This window comes from Tabrizicola sp., assembly GCF_041913445.1.
Taxonomy (GTDB): Bacteria; Pseudomonadota; Alphaproteobacteria; order Rhodobacterales; family Rhodobacteraceae; genus Tabrizicola.
Genome location: NZ_JAYSFG010000026.1, coordinates 23610 through 41097 on the forward strand (window position 1 = coordinate 23610; position 17488 = coordinate 41097).

General features: G+C 67.5%; 18 protein-coding genes, 1 tRNA gene and 1 pseudogene. 10 read left to right on the forward strand and 10 right to left on the reverse strand.

What is annotated here, in order from left to right:
• Nucleotides 1-27: 27 nt before the first annotated feature.
• Both ACE3Q6_RS19870 and ACE3Q6_RS19875 read left to right on the forward strand, forming a co-directional pair.
• Nucleotides 28-1149, forward strand: a complete 1122-nt coding sequence (locus ACE3Q6_RS19870; RefSeq protein WP_374436313.1) for a site-specific DNA-methyltransferase — start codon at nucleotides 28-30, stop codon at nucleotides 1147-1149.
• A gap of 234 nt (nucleotides 1150-1383) precedes the next feature.
• Nucleotides 1384-2928, forward strand: coding sequence for an acetolactate synthase large subunit (locus tag ACE3Q6_RS19875; protein ID WP_374436314.1), 1545 nt, complete (start codon nucleotides 1384-1386; stop codon nucleotides 2926-2928).
• A gap of 148 nt (nucleotides 2929-3076) precedes the next feature.
• Here the strand turns inward: ACE3Q6_RS19875 and ACE3Q6_RS19880 are convergent, their stop codons facing one another.
• The 3 genes from ACE3Q6_RS19880 to mutY all read right to left on the reverse strand — a co-directional run bounded on the left by ACE3Q6_RS19880 (nucleotide 3077) and on the right by mutY (nucleotide 5978).
• A complete protein-coding gene (locus tag ACE3Q6_RS19880; RefSeq protein WP_374436316.1) occupies nucleotides 3077-3688 on the reverse strand; it encodes a glutathione S-transferase family protein in 612 nt (203 codons plus the stop codon).
• A gap of 43 nt (nucleotides 3689-3731) precedes the next feature.
• On the reverse strand, nucleotides 3732-4847 hold the full coding sequence (locus ACE3Q6_RS19885; RefSeq protein WP_374436318.1) for an alkane 1-monooxygenase: 1116 nt from the start codon (nucleotides 4845-4847) through the stop codon (nucleotides 3732-3734).
• 72 nt (nucleotides 4848-4919) lie between these two features.
• Nucleotides 4920-5978, reverse strand: coding sequence for an A/G-specific adenine glycosylase (gene mutY, locus ACE3Q6_RS19890; protein WP_374436319.1), 1059 nt, complete (start codon nucleotides 5976-5978; stop codon nucleotides 4920-4922).
• Nucleotides 5979-6645: 667 nt separating this feature from the next.
• Between mutY and ACE3Q6_RS19895 the strand changes: the two genes are divergently transcribed.
• Genes ACE3Q6_RS19895 through ACE3Q6_RS19905 form a run of 3 tightly spaced genes read left to right on the forward strand, consistent with a single transcriptional unit; the run spans nucleotide 6646 to nucleotide 8963 of the window.
• Entirely contained in the window at nucleotides 6646-7170 is a 525-nt protein-coding gene (locus ACE3Q6_RS19895; RefSeq protein WP_374436320.1) for a DUF721 domain-containing protein, read from the forward strand.
• Between the two features lie 30 nt (nucleotides 7171-7200).
• On the forward strand, nucleotides 7201-7833 hold the full coding sequence (locus ACE3Q6_RS19900; protein ID WP_374436345.1) for a DsbA family protein: 633 nt from the start codon (nucleotides 7201-7203) through the stop codon (nucleotides 7831-7833).
• Nucleotides 7830-8963: a CaiB/BaiF CoA transferase family protein gene (locus tag ACE3Q6_RS19905; protein WP_374436322.1), complete on the forward strand. Its 1134-nt coding sequence runs from the start codon at nucleotides 7830-7832 to the stop codon at nucleotides 8961-8963. The genes ACE3Q6_RS19900 and ACE3Q6_RS19905 overlap by 4 nt, the downstream gene beginning before the upstream one ends.
• 49 nt (nucleotides 8964-9012) lie before the next feature.
• On the opposite strand, the gene lpxK is transcribed toward ACE3Q6_RS19905, so the two are convergent.
• Genes lpxK through ACE3Q6_RS19920 form a run of 3 tightly spaced genes read right to left on the reverse strand, consistent with a single transcriptional unit; the run spans nucleotide 9013 to nucleotide 11441 of the window.
• Nucleotides 9013-9999 (reverse strand): tetraacyldisaccharide 4'-kinase, encoded by a 987-nt coding sequence (gene lpxK / locus ACE3Q6_RS19910; RefSeq protein WP_374436324.1) that lies wholly within the window; start codon nucleotides 9997-9999, stop codon nucleotides 9013-9015.
• Nucleotides 9999-11192 carry a 3-deoxy-D-manno-octulosonic acid transferase gene (locus tag ACE3Q6_RS19915; RefSeq protein WP_374436326.1) on the reverse strand — a complete coding sequence of 398 codons (1194 nt, stop codon included), beginning with the start codon at nucleotides 11190-11192 and terminating at the stop codon, nucleotides 9999-10001. The genes lpxK and ACE3Q6_RS19915 overlap by 1 nt, the downstream gene beginning before the upstream one ends.
• A gap of 3 nt (nucleotides 11193-11195) precedes the next feature.
• Nucleotides 11196-11441, reverse strand: coding sequence for a DUF4170 domain-containing protein (locus ACE3Q6_RS19920; RefSeq protein WP_374436328.1), 246 nt, complete (start codon nucleotides 11439-11441; stop codon nucleotides 11196-11198).
• Nucleotides 11442-11596: 155 nt separating this feature from the next.
• On the opposite strand from ACE3Q6_RS19920, the gene ACE3Q6_RS19925 reads away from it, so the two are divergent.
• The 3 genes from ACE3Q6_RS19925 to ACE3Q6_RS19935 are packed head-to-tail and all read left to right on the forward strand — an operon-like array spanning nucleotide 11597 to nucleotide 13201.
• Nucleotides 11597-12472, forward strand: coding sequence for an SPFH domain-containing protein (locus tag ACE3Q6_RS19925; protein ID WP_374436330.1), 876 nt, complete (start codon nucleotides 11597-11599; stop codon nucleotides 12470-12472).
• 1 nt (nucleotide 12473) lies between these two features.
• Nucleotides 12474-12755 carry an NfeD family protein gene (locus tag ACE3Q6_RS19930; RefSeq protein ID WP_374436332.1) on the forward strand — a complete coding sequence of 94 codons (282 nt, stop codon included), beginning with the start codon at nucleotides 12474-12476 and terminating at the stop codon, nucleotides 12753-12755.
• On the forward strand, nucleotides 12752-13201 hold the full coding sequence (locus ACE3Q6_RS19935; RefSeq protein ID WP_374436334.1) for an NUDIX hydrolase: 450 nt from the start codon (nucleotides 12752-12754) through the stop codon (nucleotides 13199-13201). Before ACE3Q6_RS19930 ends, ACE3Q6_RS19935 begins: the two co-directional genes overlap by 4 nt.
• A 55-nt stretch (nucleotides 13202-13256) precedes the next feature.
• Here ACE3Q6_RS19935 and ACE3Q6_RS19940 read toward each other — a convergent pair whose 3' ends face one another.
• On the reverse strand, nucleotides 13257-14267 hold the full coding sequence (locus ACE3Q6_RS19940; RefSeq protein WP_374436348.1) for a LacI family DNA-binding transcriptional regulator: 1011 nt from the start codon (nucleotides 14265-14267) through the stop codon (nucleotides 13257-13259).
• A 247-nt stretch (nucleotides 14268-14514) separates the two neighbouring features.
• On the opposite strand from ACE3Q6_RS19940, the gene ACE3Q6_RS19945 reads away from it, so the two are divergent.
• Nucleotides 14515-14590, forward strand: a tRNA-Arg gene (locus tag ACE3Q6_RS19945).
• A 78-nt stretch (nucleotides 14591-14668) separates the two neighbouring features.
• Nucleotides 14669-16021, forward strand: a complete 1353-nt coding sequence (locus tag ACE3Q6_RS19950) for an FGGY-family carbohydrate kinase (RefSeq protein WP_374436336.1) — start codon at nucleotides 14669-14671, stop codon at nucleotides 16019-16021.
• Between the two features lie 4 nt (nucleotides 16022-16025).
• Here ACE3Q6_RS19950 and rhaM read toward each other — a convergent pair whose 3' ends face one another.
• From rhaM to ACE3Q6_RS19965, 3 genes and pseudogenes are all read right to left on the reverse strand, one after another.
• Nucleotides 16026-16340, reverse strand: a complete 315-nt coding sequence (gene rhaM, locus ACE3Q6_RS19955; protein WP_374436339.1) for an L-rhamnose mutarotase — start codon at nucleotides 16338-16340, stop codon at nucleotides 16026-16028.
• The gene (locus tag ACE3Q6_RS19960) at nucleotides 16340-17296 is read right to left on the reverse strand and encodes an ABC transporter permease (RefSeq protein ID WP_374436341.1); all 957 of its coding nucleotides are present in this window, start codon (nucleotides 17294-17296) and stop codon (nucleotides 16340-16342) included. The genes rhaM and ACE3Q6_RS19960 overlap by 1 nt, the downstream gene beginning before the upstream one ends.
• Nucleotides 17293-17488: pseudogene (locus ACE3Q6_RS19965) on the reverse strand (hypothetical protein); the annotation flags it as partial. The gene ACE3Q6_RS19960 and the pseudogene ACE3Q6_RS19965, both read right to left, overlap by 4 nt.

Genomic DNA, 17488 nt, shown 5'->3' on the forward strand with positions numbered 1-17488 from the left:
ACAAGATGCCGGGGCAGAGGCAGAGACATGACGACCAGGAATACCACGGCGGGGGGTGACCTTCCGCTGAACCAGATCCTTGCTGGCGACTGCGTGGAGGTGATGAACTCCCTCCCGGCGGGCAGCGTCGACCTGATCTTCGCGGACCCCCCCTACAACTTGCAGCTCAAGGGCGAGCTGCACCGCCCCGACAACTCCAAGGTCGACGCGGTGGACGACCACTGGGACCAGTTCTCCAGCTTCGCCACCTACGACGCTTTTACGAAGGACTGGCTGGCCGCCGCCAAGCGGCTTCTGAAGCCGAACGGGGCGATCTGGGTGATCGGGTCCTATCACAACGTCTTCCGTCTTGGGGCCGAGTTGCAGAACCAGGGCTTCTGGCTGCTGAACGACGTGGTGTGGCGGAAGTCGAACCCGATGCCGAACTTCAAGGGCAAGCGGCTGACGAATGCCCACGAGACGCTGATCTGGGCGTCGCGGGACGAGGCGGCGAAGTACACGTTCAATTATGAGGCGCTGAAGGCCCTGAACGACGGCGTGCAGATGCGGTCGGACTGGGTGATCCCGCTTTGCACCGGGCATGAGCGGCTGAAGGATGAGAACGGCGACAAGGCCCACCCCACGCAAAAGCCGGAGGCGCTGCTGCACCGGGTGATCGTGGCGACGACGAACCCGGGCGACGTGGTGCTGGACCCGTTCTTCGGGACGGGGACGACGGGGGCCGTCGCAAAGATGCTGGGCCGCGACTTCATCGGGATCGAGCGGGAGGCGGCCTATCGGAAGGCCGCGGCGGCTCGGATCGAACGGGTGCGGCGGTTCGATGCCTCGGCGCTGGAAGTCAGCGGGTCGAAGCGAGCGGAGCCTCGGGTGCCGTTCGGGCAGGTCGTCGAGCGGGGGATGCTGCGGCCGGGGGAGGAGCTCTTTTCCATCGGGAACCGCTTCAAGGCCAAGGTCCGGGCTGACGGGACCCTGATCGGGAACGACGTGAAGGGGTCGATCCATCAGGTGGGGGCCGCGCTGGAAGGCGCCCCGTCCTGCAACGGGTGGACCTACTGGCACTTCAAGCGGGACGGGAAGATGGTCCCGATCGACATCCTGCGGCAGCAGATCCGGGCCGAGATGGAGGCCGACGGGAGCCGCACCCACTGAGATTTCGGAACACGCCTGTCCCCCGGACCGCCTGGGGGACACCTTCACCCCGCCGGGATGTCCTGGCGGGGTTTTTTCATGTGTCCACGGTGGGCAAACGCTGGGACCTGTTTGGAATCAAACACTTGGTCGCGGACGTTAGGGATTTCTTAACCCGGGCAATCTGGCCCTTCCGGGTTGTGCAGAGGCCCCGAATCCGGTCTTCTGACCGCAAGCAGAAGCACGGAGGCGGACATGAATGGCGCAGAGACTTTGGTAGAGACGCTGCTCGCGTCCGGCGTGAAGGTCTGCTTTGCAAACCCCGGCACGTCCGAGATGCACTTCGTCCATGCGCTGGACCAGCACCCCGAGATGCGCTGCATCCTGTGCCTGTTCGAGGGCGGCGTCTCGGGCGCGGCAGATGGCTATTACCGGATGAAGGGAGAGGTGGCGGCGACGCTTCTGCACCTGGCCCCCGGCTTCGGCAATGCCTTCGCCAACCTGCACAATGCGCGGAAGGCCCAGTCCGGCGTGCTGAACATCATGGGCGACCATGCGGATTACCACCTGCGGTTCGAGGCCCCGCTGAAGGGCGACACGGTGGGTGTGGCGCAGGCGGTGTCGCATTGGGTGCGGGTCTGCGCGTCGTCGGGCAAGGTCGCGACGGATGCGGCCGAGGCGGTGCAGGCGGCGCGGGCCAAGGGCGGGCAGATCGCCACCCTGATCCTGCCCGCGAACACGGCCTGGGAAGAGGCGTCGAGTTTCGCGGTGGCGGCCCCTGCCCCGGCCTTGCGGCGCCCGTCGGTGGCCGAGGTGAAGGCGGCGGCGAATGCCCTGCGCCAGCCGGGGGCGATCCTGATGATCGATGGGCCGGCGCTGTTCACCGACCTGGGGCAGCTGGCGAAGCGGGTTGCCAAGGCCTGCGGCGCGCGGCTGATGCAGCCGTTCTTCGTCAGCCGGTTTCGGCGTGGGGCGGGGGCGGTGAAGATCGAACGGATGGCCTATCGGATCGAGGACAACCAGAAGCTTCTGGCCGGGGCGTCCTCATTGGTCCTGTGCGGCACGGCGCGGCCTGCCGGGTTCTTCGCCTATCCCGGCCTGCCCTCGACCCCCGATGATCCGGAGACGCGGCTGATCGAGCTGTGTTCCCGCGAGATGGACATCGAAGGAACCCTGCGGGCGCTGGCAGAGGAGTTGGGCGAGGCCGAGCTTGGGCCGGAGGATTTCGTGGTCGAGGACCGGCCCGCGCAGGCGGATGGTCCGGCCACGATGGCGAAGGTGGGAGAGTCCATCGCGGCGCTGATGCCCGAGGACTGCATCGTTGTGGACGAGGGGATCACCGCCTCGGCCCACCTGGCCCCGGCGCTGAAGCGGGGACCGGGCCATGATGTGCTGACGATCACCGGCGGCTCCATCGGCTTTGGCCTGCCCAACGCGGTCGGTGCGGCGTTGGCCTGCCCGGACCGCAAGGTGGTGGTGCTGGAGGGCGACGGGTCGGGGATGTACACGCTGCAGTCGCTCTGGACGATGGCGCGGGAGGGGCTGGACGTGACCACGGTGATCTTCGCCAACCGCGGCTACCAGATCCTGCGCGAGGAACTGGCGGCGATGGGGGTGAACGCGGTCGGCCGCAATGCAAAGGCGATGTTCGATGTCGAGGGGCCAAGCCTGGATTGGGTGGCGCTGGCGCGGGGGCATGGGGTGCAGGCGGTGCGGGTGGCCGACATGGCGGGGTTCAATGCGGCCTTTGCCGAGGCGATGGAGCAGCGGGGGCCGCGGTTGATCGAGGTGGTCTGCTGAAGGGGCTGCTCGTCGTGCGCTTCGCTTCTCCTCGCTGGGGCGGCGGCGGATCAAGGTTTTGTGCTGAACCGTGCGGCCTGGGATCAAAATTCTTGAGTAAGAATTTTGGCAAATTTCTTAATTAAGAAATTTGGTCCCGGGTGAGCCGTCACGCCAGACCCGCGAAAGGGTCGCGCCAGGCATCGAGCTGGTTCAGCTGGTCGGACAAGCGTTGCGCCTGCGGGAATTCCGCCAGCGGCAGGCCGGCGGCTTCGGCGAAGGGAAAGCAGGTCGCCACGCGGAAATCGGCATAGGACAGCCGATCGTCGACCAGCCATTCCCGGCCCGCAAGCTGGCCGTCCAGGATGGACATGAACTGTCGCCAGTCGCGCATCGCCTCGTCGAAGACGGGTTGGTCAGGCTGGTGGTCCATGAACTGCGGCGCGATCAGCTTCCAGAAGTAGAAGACCCCGCCTGCGCTGTTCAGGTGATGCGTGGCCCAGGATATCCACATGATCATCTCGGGCTGGCTGTCGCCGCTGCGCCAGAAGTCCGACCCGGCCAGGGCCGACAGTTTGCAGGCGATGGCATCGGCTTCCCAGTAATTCCGCTGTGGCGTGGCCAGGACCGGAACGCGGGTGTTCGGGTTGATCGAGCGGAAGGCCTCTTGCTGGTCCGGAGCCATCGGCGCGGCGGCAACATAGTCGACGGGCGAGCCCAGGTGGCGGGCCACGGCCACGGCGACGCGCGGATTGAGGTTCCGGGAATAGTAAAGCTGCATGGCGGCCTCCTTGGGCGCCATTACATACCATTTGGTATGTTTGTCAACCCGTGACGGGGTTCAGCGCCTTGTTGTACGGGTGCCAGTCCTTGATGTCGGCATAGTGCTGCCGGCGCCAAGCCTTGACCCGGCGGTTCATGATCCTTTTCCACAGCGGCGGGACCATCGCGGCCATGGTCATAAGGGGATAGCCGTATGGGAGCTGAGGCGCTTCGCTGGAGCTGTATGTCTGCAGGATGGGGAAGCGGCGGTCCGGCTTGTAATGGTGGTCGGAATGGCGCTGCAGGTTGATGAGCAGCCAGTTCGACGCCCGCTGGTCCGCGTTCCAGCTGTGGCGCGGCAGGACATGTTCATAGCGGCCGTTCCCCAGGTGGCGGCGGGTCAGGCCGTAGTGTTCGATGTAGTTCACCAGCTCCAGCTGCCAGACGGCGGTGCCGGCCTGGATCAGGAAGAGGCCAAGGCCCGTCCATCCCCCCAGCGCCAGGGCAAGCGCCAGGAAGCCCGCCTGCAGCGCGGCGTAGCGCCAGAATGGATTGGACCGGTGCCACCAGGGCAGGCCACGGCGGGACAGCATCGCCACTTCGGCGCGCCAGGCCGAGGGCGGGCACTGGACCAGGACGCGGGGGAAGAAGCGATGGAACCCCTCATTGTAGCGGGCGGTCACGGGGTCGCGCGGGGTGCCGACGTGAATGTGGTGGACGCGCAGGTGTTCGGAGCGGAAGTGGGAATAGAGCACCGAGGCAAGGAGGAGGTCCGCAAGCCAGCGTTCCAGCCCGGATTTCTGATGCATCAGCTCATGCGCGTAGTTGATGCCGATGGTGCCGGAGAGCACGCCCATGCCGAAGAAGAGCGCGATCTTCTCGCCCCTATCCAGGTGCGGGGCCTGGGGAACCTGCCAGAGCATCAGCGCGAGAAGCGCGAACTGGACGGGGGGCCAGACCAGCGTGACCAGGCGATAGGCCGAGAGCGCGGTATCGGGTGTCTGGGGGTCGGGATTGGCGGTGTTGTGCCCGGTCAGCGCGTCGAGGATGGTGAAGAGCCACCAGGTCGACAGCGGCAGAAGCGCGATGGTCCAGCCGCCCCAGGTCATCGCGACCAGCGCCAGCGGCAAGAGGCCGAAGGAGAGCCAGAAGGGAAGGGCGGAGGGAAGTGGGCTCATGCGCAGTCCGGATTTGACGGGACCTGAGTGCCCTGCAGGGGCGGTCGAGTCAAAGACTTCTCGCCAAGGATTTTACGAAGCGCCGGGCTGCGCATCGATCTCGTGCCGGGCGAGGTCCCAAGCCTTGCGCATGACCGTGGGCAGGTCGGCGGGGCGGAAGGCGTGCCGGGCCACCAGCTCGCCGCGGGAGGGCGGGGAGTCGAGGTGGGCGGCAAGGACGGTCAGGATCAGGTGGAAATGGGTGAAGGTGTGGCGGACCTCGCCGATCTCGCGCCACGGGGCGAGGGCCGGGGCCGGACCGCCCTGCCCGTCCCAGCCGTCGCCCGGAATGCCGAGCATTCCGCCGAGGAGGCCGCTGTCCGGACGGCGCTCGAGCAGGATCGCGCCGTCGCGGTGGCCCAGCCAGAGCGTGCCGCGCCGGGTGGGCTTTTCGGGCTTGGGCGACTTGCGGGGAAGGTCGGCCTGGACGCCTTGGGCGCGGGCGGCGCAGGCGTGCACCCAGGGGCAGATGCCACAGGCCGGGGAGCGCGGGGTGCAGATCGTGGCGCCGAGGTCCATGATGGCCTGGGCGTAGTCCCCCGGTCTTTCCGCCGGGGTGAGGCGGGCGGCGAGGGCGGTGAGTTCGGGCTTTGCGGCGGGGAGCGGCGTCCCGACCAGGAACAGGCGGGAGATCACCCGCTCGACGTTGCCATCGACGACGGTGGCGGATTCGTCATAGGCGATGGCGGCGATGGCCGAGGCGGTGTAGGGGCCGATGCCGGGGAGGGTCAGGAGGCCCTCGCGGGTCGTGGGAAACTGCCCGGCATGGTCGGCAACCACGGCGCGGGCGCATTTCAGCAGGTTCCGCGCACGGGCGTAATAGCCAAGGCCGGCCCATTCGCCCATGACATCCGCATCGGCCGCAGCGGCGAGGTCCCGCACCGTCGGCCAGCGGGCGGTGAAGCGGTGGAAATAGTCCTTCACCGCGGCGACCGTGGTCTGCTGCAGCATCACCTCGGACAGCCAGACCCGGTACGGGTCGGGCCGGACACCCGCCGCCCGGTCCTGCGGCGCGATGCGCCAGGGCATGACACGGGCATGGCGGTCATACCAGGACAGGAGCCGGGCGGAGAGGGAGTCGGGGTCATCCATCCGCGCCAACATAGCGAAGCGGCCGGGCGGGACCAGAGGGTCGGAGGACCTGATGACGCAGCGCGCGGGCGGGCACAGGAAACACCATAACCACACCGGGCGTGCATCGACGCGACGACATTGCGCCCAGGTGATGTGGGCTAGACGTCGGGGAGGCCTACGTGAACCTGAAAACATCTGGCCACCCGGGTCGACGGCGGTGGTGCTGAGTCAGTCTGTCACCGCGCCGTGCATGCACAACGCCGTTGGTCAGGACGGCACCCTGGGCGTCGCTGCAGGAGAGTTGGGCGGACCAGTGCGGTAGGCAAGGCAGGGTGGCCGTATCGCCCACCCTGATACCCGGCATCAAGACCGCGTGTGTTCCAGGAATCGACCAGCCCCGTCCGCGGTCGGTTACTAGGGACGCCGACAGATCGGTGCGGACGGGCCGGATGCGGGCTGAAGTGTGGTCCGATGCTTCCAGCGAAACGGCCATTCCTTGCTGTCGGTAAGGGAGGGTGGGCGATATCGCCCACACTGCTCACCAGGCTCCAAAACAAGCCCGCTTGGCGGCCCAATGTTTCGAAAAGCGCCAGGGGCATAACGCACTCTTTATTCCTGCGGGCGGCCTTGCCTCTGGCAGGACCTGCCCCATGCGATAGAATGCGCGCCGAAGGACCAGGAGCAGATGAGCCTCAAACCCCTACCCTCGCCGTCCGCCGAGCACCGCATGCGCGGGTTCGAACCGGCGTTCGGCCTGATGAAGGATGCTGTCCGCACGGCCGGAGAGTCGCGCGGCTTTGCCGTGGCGCGGCTTCTGACGCATTGGGCTGAAGTCGCGGGCGAGGAGATGGCGCGCAAGACCCGGCCGGTGAAGATCGGGTACGGCAAGGGGGGCCTTGGCGCGACGTTGACCCTTCTCGTCAAGGCTGCGGAGGCGCCGATGGTGCAGATGGCCCTGCCGCAGCTGAAGGAGAGGGTGAACGCCGTCTACGGCTATGCGGCCGTCCACCACATCCACCTGACACAGACCGCCGCCACCGGCTTTGCCGAGGGCCAGGCCGAGTTCACTCCGGCCCCGAAGACGCGAAAGGCCCCCGATCCCGCCACCCAGGCCAAGGCGCAGGCCGTGGCCGACGGAGTGGCCGACCCCTCTTTGCGCAGCGCGCTTGAACAGCTGGCGCAAAACATCTTAACTCGCCCCCGATCCTGACTTCGGGCAGCAAAAGGACGCCGACCCATGATGAAACTGAACCGCCGGGCCATGATCGCCCTTGCCGCCGCCGCCACCGCGGCCATGACCCCGGCCTTGGCGCAGGAAGCCACGACGACCGAGGCCGCCGCTCCCGTGGTGAAGGACTTCTCGCTGGGCTCGCCCGACGCGAAGGTGAAGCTGGTGGAATATGCAAGCTTTACCTGCCCGCATTGCGCGAACTTCCATGCCACGACCTTCAAGGACCTGAAGAAGGACTACATCGACACCGGCAAGGTCCACTTCACCCTGCGCGAGGTCTATTTCGACCGCTACGGCCTTTGGGCCGCGCTGATCGCGCGCTGCGGCGGCGAGATGAAGTATTTCGGCATCCACGACATGCTGTTCGACCAGCAGCAGGACTGGGCCGCGTCGGAAAACCCGCAGGAGGTGGTCGAGAAGCTGAAGACCATCGGCCGCGCCGCCGGACTTGAGGATGCGGCAATGGACGCCTGCCTGAACGACACCGCCAATGCCGAGGCGCTGATCAAGCAGTTCCAGACGAACTTCGAGGCGGACGGTGTCGAGGGCACTCCCACGCTGTTCATCAACGGCACCAAGCACGGCAACATGGCCTACGAGGACCTGAAGGCGATCATCGAAGCCGAGCTGGCGAAGGAATGACCACTCCGCTGGAAGGGATCCGCGTCATCGAACTGGCGCGGATCCTGGCCGGTCCCTGGGCCGGGCAAACGCTGGCCGACCTTGGCGCCGACGTGATCAAGGTCGAAGCGCCCGAGGGCGACGACACCCGGCGCTGGGGCCCCCCCTTCATCGAGAGCCAGGGCGAGAAGACCGCCGCCTATTTCCACGCCGCGAACCGGGGCAAGCGGTCGATCATCTGCGACTTCCGGACGGCGGAGGGGCAGGAGCTTGTCCGCAAGCTGGTGGCCGATGCCGACGTGGTGATCGAGAACTTCAAGGTCGGCGGGCTGGCGAAATATGGCCTCGACTGGGAGTCCCTGCGCAAGGTGAACCCCCGGCTGATCTATTGCAGCATCACCGGCTTCGGGCAGGACGGGCCCTATGCGCACCGCGCGGGGTATGACTTCATCATCCAGGGCATGTCGGGGCTGATGAGCGTCACGGGCTCTCCGGACGGGCAGCCGCAGAAGGTGGGCGTGGCGGTCACGGACATCTTCACCGGGGTCTATGCGGCAACGGCGATCCTGGCGGCACTGGTGCAGCGCGGACGGACAGGCAAGGGCCAGCAGATCGACATGGCGCTTCTCGACGTGGCGACCAGCATCATGGCGAACCAGGCGATGAACTACCTCGTCTCGGGGAAAGCGCCCGGACTGATGGGGAACGCGCATCCGAACCTGGCGCCCTACGCCGTCTTCGACTGCAAGGACGGCTGGCTGATCCTGGCGACGGGGAACGACGGGCAGTACCAGCGGCTGTGCGGCATCCTTGGGCTGGACGCGATGGCGACGGACCCGAAGTTCCTTTCCAACGCCGACCGGATCGCCAACCGGGCCGAGATGACCGAGCGGCTGACAGCGGCGACGAAGACCTGGGCCAAGACGGACCTCCTCGCGGCCTGCGAGGCAGCGGGCGTGCCGGCGGGGCCGATCAACAACCTGGCCGAGGTCTTCGCCGACCCGCAGGTCGTGGCGCGCGGGTTGCAGATTGCTCCTGAGGGGATGAAGGGTGTGCGCAGCCCGATGAGCTTCTCGGGTGCCGAGCTGGCCCTGGACCGGCCCGCGCCGCGGCTGGGGCAGCATCAGGACGAGGTGCTGGGCGGGTTGTAGGCGACGGAGTTTTCGAAAACTCCGGTCCGATTTCTTTGAAGAAATCGGCCTAGAGGCCCAGGCGGTGGAGATGGGCGTCAAGCGGCGTCCAGTCGTCGAGCTTCAGCCGCACGACAAGGGTCAGGACCTTGGGCCGCCAGTGCGCAGGCAGGCGGGCGGCATCCTTTTCCGTGGTGACAAGCTGGGCCCCGGCGGCGGCGGCCTCTGCCTCCAGACGGCGGAGGAGCGTCTCGGACAGCATTTCGTGATCAGAGAGCGCCTCACCCCGAACGACCTCGGCCCCCTCGGCGCGGAGCGTGGCGAAGAAGCGGGACGGGTCGGCGATACCGGCAAATGCGAGCACACGCTCACCTTTCCAGTCCATGCCCATCTGCAGCGGGTGCAGCGCCCCACGCAGATGCGGGACGGCAAGCGGGCCCCAGCCGGCATCGAACCGCGCCTGGGCCTCGGCATCGCCGATGGTCAGGACCAGGTCGGCGCGGGCAAGGCCGGTGGCCACCGGCTCGCGCAGGGGGCCGGCGGGGATGCAGCGGGCGTTGCCGAAGCCCTTGGCGGCATCGACGACGAGGAGCGACAGCGCGGGTTTCACGGCCGGGTTCTGGAACCCGTCGTCCATCAGGATTACCTCGGCCCCGGCGGCTTCCGCGGCACGGACCCCGGCGGCGCGGTCGCGGGCGACCCAGACGGGCGCGAAGGCGGACAGGAGGAGCGGCTCGTCCCCCACCTCGGCGGCGGAGTGCTGCGCTTCCACCACCCGGAGGGGACCGGCAAGGCTGCCGCCATAGCCCCGGCTGACGACATGCACCTTGCGGCCCCGCGCGACCAGCCGTTCGATCAGAGCGATGACTGTGGGGGTCTTGCCCGCCCCTCCGGCGGTCAGGTTACCGACGCAGATCACCGGAACCCGCGCCACATGGCCGGGCTGGCGCAAGCGGCGGGCGGTGCCTGCGGCGTAAAGCCAGCCGAGGGGCGCGAGCAGACGGGGCAGCAGTCCCGGACGGTCGGGCGCGCGCCACCAGAAGCCGGGGGCGCGCATCACGCGTCCCCGTCCATGATCTCGCGGATGCGGGTCAGGATCATCTCGGTCACCTCGGCCCCCTCGCTGGCCACCGCCCAGGCCGCCTGCGCCAGCCGGGCAGCACGGTCCGGAGCGAGGAGATCGCCCAGAGCATCGCCCAGATCGGTCGCCGAGGCCACGGCCCGCGTCGCCCGCGCCGCGCCCAGCCGACCGAATACCGGGCCGGAACTTCCGGTACGGGGACCGTGCAGGATGGCCGAGCCCAAAGCCGCCGCCTCCATCGGGTTGCGGGTCGGCCCCTTGCCCATCAGCGAGCCGCCCAGGAAGGTCACGGGCGCGAGGCGGTACCAAAGCCCGTATTCCGCCGGGTTGTCGGCCACGAAGATCTCGACGTCCGCCTCGGGCTCTTCTTCCTGCGCGCGTTGTGCGGTGGCCCAGCCCTCGGCTTCCAGCCGTCGGGCCAATGCCGGGGCGCGGGACGGATCGTCGGTCATCAGGATCATGAGCAGACGGTGCGAATGCTGCGAGGCCATGCGGTGGGCCTGCAGGACCGCCGCCTCCTCGGCCTCGGTCACGCCGGCGGCAAACCAGACCGGGCGCGCGGCGAGGAGCTTGGCCAGCGCGGCCCGCTCGGCCTCGAGCGCGGAGAGGACCACGCTGTCCTCCTCCATCCGCCCGGTGACGGCCACGGCAGACAGGGCTGCGCCCCCCTTGCGGAAGGCGCGGGCCGCAGCCTCGTCCACCGCCATGATCCCCCGGAACCGCGCCAGGGCCGAGCGCATCAGGCCTGGATACCAGCCGTCCCGTTCGCGCAGGAAGGCGGGCGCGCGGCCGTTGACGACCAGCATCGGGATCCGCCGCTCGGACGCCTCGTGCATCACGGCGGGGCGCAACTGGCCTCCGGCAAAGATCGCGATCTCGGGCCGCCAGTGATCGAGGAAGGCCCGCGCCTCGGCCGGGCTGTCGGCGGGCGGGGGCTGGACCAGGACCTCGCGATGCGCCGTCACCTCGCCCGGTGCGGTCAGAAGGACGGGAAGGCCGTCCTCCTCGACCAGCCGCCGCGCAAGGGCGTGCATCGGACTGACCGAGCCGTCGTCCGGCGCATGCAGCCAGACCAGCCGTCCGGCAGGCCTTGGCGGCCGCTCCAGACCCTCGGCCTGCTCACGCCGCTGGCCGAGATTGTAGAGGGTCAGACCCAGCGAGGACGCCATGGATCAGTCGCCAAGCTCCTCGGTCGCGGAGCCTGCCTTGGCCTCGTCGCGCAGTCGGTGCAGATGGGCGATGAAATAGCGCATGTGCGCGTTGTCCACGGTGCGCTGGGCCTCGGCCTTCCAGGCGGCAAAGGCGCTTTCGTAGTTCGGGAACATCCCGACGATGTGGATCTGGTTGACGTCCCGGAAGACGTTGGTCTGGGGGTCCACCAGCTCGCCACCGAAGACGAGATGCAGGCGCTGGGTCATGGTCGGCTCCGTGACTTGGGATCGGCGGCGACCCTATCCGCTTCGACCGTCCGGGGGAAGATGGACACCGGGGACTTGCGTTGTGGCCCCCGAAGGGCAACATATGCACCGGCGTGGGAAGCGCCAAGGTTTCAAGAGGGGGTTTTTACGTGGACATGCAAGACCTTATCGGTTGGCCGCTGGTCTATATCTTCATTGCTCTATTCATCATCATCTCGATCTTCCTGGGGGTCCGCATCGTTCCTCAGTCGGAAAAGCACGTGGTGGAACGCTTTGGCCGGCTGCGGTCGGTGCTGGGACCGGGCATCAACTTCGTGGTGCCCTTCCTGGACCGCATCGCGCACAAGGTGTCGGTGCTGGAGCGCCAGCTGCCGAACGCCAGCCAGGACGCGATCACCGCCGACAACGTTCTGGTCAAGGTCGAGACCAGCGTCTTCTACCGCGTGACCGAGCCGGAAAAGACCGTCTACCGCATCCGCAACGTGGACGGCGCCATCGCGACGACCGTGGCCGGGATCGTCCGCAGCGAGATCGGCAAGCTGGAGCTCGACCAGGTCCAGTCGAACCGCGCCCAGCTGATCGAGCGCGTGCGCGAGCAGGTGACGCTGATGGTCGATGACTGGGGGGTCGAGGTCACCCGGGCCGAAATCCTGGACGTCAACCTCGACGAGGCGACGCGCGCTGCGATGTTGCAGCAGCTGAACGCGGAACGCGCGCGGCGGGCCCAGGTCATGGAGGCCGAGGGCAAGAAGCGCGCCGTGGAGCTTGCCGCCGACGCCGAGCTTTACGCGGCCGAGCAGCAGGCCAAGGCCAAGCGGGTCACGGCGGACGCCGAGGCCTATGCGACGGGCGTGATCGCCGAGACGATCAAGGAAAGCGGGCTTGAGGCCGCGCAATACCAGGTCGCGCTGAAGCAGGTCGAGGCGATGCAGGCCATCGCGGTGGGCCAGGGCAAGCAGACGATCCTGGTGCCGGCGAACATGCTGGAAGCCTTCGGCGACGCGTTCAAGATGCTGAAAGGACGGCCGTGAGATGCTGACGACTCTGGTGGGAACCTGGTGGGCCTGGGTCGTCCTGGGCTTCGCGCTTGGCGTGCTGGAGATCCTGGCTCCGGGCTACATCTTCCTGGGCTTCGCCATCGGGGCGGTGGTGACCGGAGCGCTGGTCGGCTTCGGCATCCCGGCAGGGGTGCCGGCGCTGATCCTGATCTTCGCGATCGTCTCGGTCGTGGCCTGGCTGGTGCTGCGCCGACTGGTGGGCGTCCGCGAGGGGCAGGTCAAGCTCTGGGACCGCGACATCAACGACAACCCGTGACCCCCGATTTTACCGGGGCCAAGGCGGCGCTGTTCTGCGGGGCCTCGGTCCTGGTCTATCTTCGGGATGAAAAGCCGGGCCTGCGCTGGCCGGGTCTCTGGGACCTGCCGGGCGGCGGGCGCGAGGGGAACGAGGGGCCCGAGGACTGCCTTCTGCGTGAGCTGTGGGAGGAGTTCGGGCTGCGGCTCGGACCCGAGCGGCTGGTCTGGCGCGGGGTGTTTCCCTCGATGGTCGAGGACGGGCGGAAGTCGGTCTTCTTCGGCGGGCGCCTGGGGCGGGACGAGGTCCGTCGGATCCGCTTCGGGGATGAGGGCCAGGGCTGGGAACTGATGCCGGTCGGGGTCTTCCTGGGGCATCCGGGCGCGGTGCCGGAAATGCAGCGGCGCACCGGGATTGTCTGGGCCGAGATCAGTGTCCACGCAGGACAGGGTCCGGCACCTTTGTAAGATCAATGGGTTGGCTGTGGGCGTTTACCGGGCGGCAACCTTGTTCCTGGCGTCATTACGCCTGACGGATCGTGTCGCCGGGTTCGAGCGTCGGAAAGAGCTCTTCGACCTGGGAAGCCTCGGGCGCGTCGGCGATGATCTTCGCGGCCTTGCGGCCGATCTCCAGCCGGCAGGCGTCCATAGTTGCCAGCTTGCGGGGCAGGCCGTCCAGAAGCTCGACCCCGTTGAAGCCCGCAAGCCCGATCCGCCCGGGGACGTCGAGGCCCTGGGCCAGGCAGTAGAGAAGCCCCCCTGCCCCGATCATGTCGTTGGAATAGTACAGGAAATCGACGTCCGGAGTCCGGTTCAGGACGGCCGCCGTCATCTCGCGACCCTTCAGAAGCGCCGAGCCGCCGGAGTAGTACTCGCGGTCGACGAGCGAGAGGCCCGCCTTGGCCAGCGCTTCCTCGAACCCTTCCAGACGTTTCTTGGCGCGGAAGTCGTTCGGCATCTGGGTGCCAAGGAAGGCGATCTTGCGGTAACCGGCGGCGATGATCGCTTCGGCCATCTGGCGCCCGGCGCGGCGGTGCGAGATGCCAACGGCGTGGTTGATGGGTTCGCCGTCGATGTCCATGATCTCGACGATCGGGATGCCTGCCCGGGCCAGCATGGCGCGGGAGGCTGTTGAGTGCTCCAGCCCGGCGATGATCATGCCCGAGGGACGCCAGGAGAGCATCTCGTAGATGACGGATTCCTCGCGGTCGGGCAGGTAGTTGGTGACACCGACGACGGGTTGGAGGCCGGTGCCTTCCAGCGTCTCGGAGATGCCGGTCATCACTTCGGGAAAGACCATGTTCGACAGCGACGGGATGACGACGCCCACCAGGTTCACCCGCTGCGAGGCCAGCGCCCCGGCGATCTTGTTCGGCACGTAGCCCAGGGCGCGGGCGGCTTCGAGCACCTTTTCACGGGTGGGCGCAGAGACGTCGCCGCGGTTGCGCAACACCCGGCTCACCGTCATTTCGCTGACCCCGGACGCCTCGGAGACGTCACGGAGGGTCAGGGTATGGCGCGGGTCGGGGGTCAGTTTGGTCAAGGTGCACTTCCGACAGGGATGCTTCCCCCTTTGTTACCGCCAAAGACAAGGCTTGTCCAAGGCGGTTTCGCGTGCTACTGTTACCGCTAACAGCCATTCGGCTGGCCATATCTGGCGCGTCCTGCAAGCTCTCAAACTGGACACGACGGACCAAGGGGGAGGTAGTGGGCCAAAACTTGCCTCCCCTTTTCTTTTCAGCCGTTGCCAAGTCGGGCGTTTCCAAGCATTCAGGACATGTGGCCCCGTAGCTCAGGGGATAGAGCGGCCGCCTCCTAAGCGGCAGGTCGATGGTTCGAATCCATCCGGGGTCACCAGTCGCTTCCCCACCATTCGCTTCCCCTTGTGAAATCAGTCGGATAGGCTGTTCCCGACGCTTTCGTGGGGGACGGGGAATGCGGCGGATCGCGGTGCTGGACATCGGCAAGACCAACGCCAAGGTGCTGGTCGTGGACCTGGCCACGGGGGTCGAGGAGGTGCTGGCGCGGACGCCGAACGCGGTGGTGCGCGATGGGCTTTATCCGCATCACGACATGGAGATGCTGTGGACATTCGCGCTGTCCGGATTGCGGGTGGCGGCTGAGCGGGGGGTCGATGCGGTGTCGATCACCACGCACGGGGCGGCCTGCGTACTGGTGGACGCGGATGGCGGACTGGCGCTGCCGATGCTGGATTATGAGCATGTGGGGCCCGATGGTCTGGCCGCCGACTATGACGCGGTGCGGCCGGGGTTTGCCGAGACGGGGTCGCCTCGGTTGCCCGTTGGACTGAATGTGGGCGCTCAGGTGTTCTGGCTGTCGCGGGCCTTTCCGGCAGAGTTTGCGCGGGTGCGGCATGTGCTGATGCTGGCGCAGTACTGGTCATTCCGGCTGTCCGGGGTGGCGGCGAGCGAGGCGACCTCGCTGGGGTGCCATACCGATCTGTGGAACCCGTGGGAGGGACGGTTTTCGTCGCTGGTCTCCCGCATGGGGTGGGAGGGGTTGTTCCCCCCGGTCCGGCGCGCGGCGGATGTGCTGGGGCCAGTGTTGCCTTCGGTGGCGGAGGCGACAGGGTTGCCGGTGGGCACGCCGGTGTTGTGCGGGATCCATGATTCCAACGCCTCGCTGGTGCCGCATCTGACGAAGGCTCCGTGTGGAGTGATCTCGACGGGGACCTGGATGATCGTGATGGCCCTGGGGGGCCGGGCGGTGGAGCTGGATGCCGCGCGGGATGTGCTGGTGAACGTGAATGCCTTGGGCCAGCCGGTGCCGACAGCGCGGTTCATGGGCGGGCGCGAGATGGAAGAGATCATGGGCGGGCGGATTGTCGAGCCGTCCGATGGGGAACTGCGCACGGTGCTGGAGGGACGTGTGATGGCGATGCCGTCGTTGCATCCCGGGACAGGGCCGTTTCCGGGGAAGCGGTTCGGTTGGGTTGGTGGGGAGCCCGAGGGCGGCGCGCGGATGGCGGCGGCGTCGTTCTATGCGGCGCTGATGGGGGCGGAGTGTCTTGATCTGGCGGGTGCGGAGGGGCCGGTGATCGTGGAGGGGGCTTTTGGGGGGAACCTGGCCTTCCTGCGGATGCTGGCCACTGCGACGGGCCGCGTTGTGCGCGGATCGGGGGCTGGGGCCGGGACGGGGCTGGGGGCGGCTTTGTTGGCGGGACCGTTGGCGGTGAAGGCGGCTCCGGCGGTGGAGGTGGTGCCGGAGCGGGATGCGCTGTGGACCGGGTATGTTGCCGCGTGGCGGGACGCCGTGGCGCGGTGGTAGCGGCTCAGGCCATGTAGAAGGTCTCGGCCAGCGGGATCGCGACGGGGGAGCCGTCGGGGTTGGTGGCCATGATGTCGCCCATGTAGGCCCACCACTTCTTCATCACCGGGTGGTTCGGCAGGTCGTCCATGCTGTGGTCGTCGCGGCGTTCGAGGTAGCCGAAGAGGGTGTTGGTTTCCCGGTCCAGGTGGATCGAGTAGTTCGAGATGCCGGTGTCCTTAAGAAGCTGAACCAGTTCCGGCCAGATCGCGTCATGGCGGCGGGTGTATTCGGCCTCCATACCCGGGTTCAGGCGCATCTTGAAGGCGTGGCGTTGCATTACGCTTCCTTTCGTTTGCGGGCCTTGAGGTCGGCCATGAGGTTCGGCAACAGGACAGAGCCGATCAGGAGGACGCCGATCACGCCGGTCTGCATGTGGCCGGTGATGCTCATCAGGCCCATGCCGTTCCGCAGGTTCAGGACGATCAGGATCGACAGGAACACGCCCACCATGCTGCCCTTGCCGCCGAAGATGCTGACTCCGCCAAGGAGGACCATGGTGATGATGTCGAGCTCGAACCCCAGCGCGGTGTCGCCGCGGACGGAGCCGAGGCGCGCGGCGTAGAGGAGGCCGCAGAGGGCGGAGATCAGCGCGGAGAGGAGGAAGAGGACGGTCTTCACCCGGGCGACGTTCAGGCCGGAGAAGCGGGCGACCTCGGCGTTGGTGCCGATGACGATGACCTGCCGCCCGAAGGAGGAGCGGTGGAGGGTCATGCCGAGGAGGATCAGGAGCGCGAAGAAGAGGAGTATCGCGAGGGGGATGGGGCCGATCAGGCCCTTCTGGCCAAGGTCGGTGAACCATTGCGGGAAGTCGCCGAGCGAGTTGTCCTGGACGAGGACCCGGGCCAAGCCGCGGAAGCCGATCAGCATGGCGAGGGTGACGACGAGGGATGGGATACCGACGCGGGCGATGAGAACGGCGTTCACCGCGCCGGCGATCAGGCCCGCGGCGAGGCAGATCAGAATGGCGAGGCCCCCCGGTGTGCCCGCGTTGACGAGGTAGCCGAAGAGCGCGGCGGAGAGGCCCATGATCGAGGCGACGGAGAGGTCGATCTCGGCATTGATGATGACGAGGGTCATGATCAGCGCGACGATGATCTTCTCGATCGACAGCTGGAACAGGTTGATCTGGTTCTGCACCGTCAGGAATTCGGGCGCGAAGCTGGCGTTGAGGGCGAGCGTGGCGAGGAACACGGCGAGAAGGCCGGTTTCCCAGGGGGTGAGGAATTTGGTCACTGCGTTCCCCCCTTGCGAAGTTTGGTCAGTTGGCGGCTGGCCAGCGTGTCCACGGTGACAGCGACCATGATGAGGCCCCCGAGGAGGGCGTCGCGCCAGAATTCGCTGACGACTGCCCAGCGGGTGAGCGAGTTGTCGATGGTGTCGACGAGGAGCGCGCCCAGGAGGACGCCGATCATCGAGCCGGAGCCG